Annotated in this window: 1 protein-coding gene; it reads right to left on the bottom strand. The window is 59.2% G+C overall.

The window, feature by feature from the left end; all coding sequences use genetic code 11:
* A partial coding sequence (locus ACIK7D_RS27750) for a LysR family transcriptional regulator (protein WP_400158175.1) occupies nt 1-472 on the bottom strand: 472 nt, incomplete at its 3' end.
* Nucleotides 473-483 lie beyond the last annotated feature (11 nt).

Below are 483 nucleotides of genomic sequence, written 5' to 3'. Positions count from 1 at the left end.
TTTCCAGATGATGATTGCCGGTAAGCGGGCGGGAAAGTCCGAGATCGATATCGCCGGCATTGATCGCTTGAAGCTGCTCGGCCGTTTCCATCTGCACCAGTTCGAGTTCGACCTGAGGCGCGGCAGTACGCGCCCGACTGATGAACCTCGGCAGGAAACTATAGGTGCTGGCGCCGACAAAGGCGATTTTCACTGCTCCCGCGCTCCCGCGTGCTGCCCTTCTTGTCGCGGTTACCGCTGCATCTCCCTGTTCAAGCAGTTTCCGTGCCTCCGCCAGAAACGCTACCCCTGCCGGCGTCAGGACGACACTGCGGCTGGTTCTCTCGAAGAGTGTGACGTCGAGTTCCTGCTCCAGCAGCTTGATCTGCCGGCTGAGTGGAGGCTGGGTCATATTCAAACGCCGGGCTGCGCGGGTGAAATTCAGCTCGGTGGCGACGGCGACAAATGAACGGACCTGTCCCAAATCAAGCATCTATTCAATCC

Source organism: Agrobacterium sp. P15N1-A, assembly GCF_044626815.1.
Taxonomy (GTDB): Bacteria; Pseudomonadota; Alphaproteobacteria; order Rhizobiales; family Rhizobiaceae; genus Agrobacterium; species Agrobacterium leguminum.
Note: the sequence above shows the minus strand (reverse complement) of the source record. Positions and strands in the feature narration are given on the sequence as shown.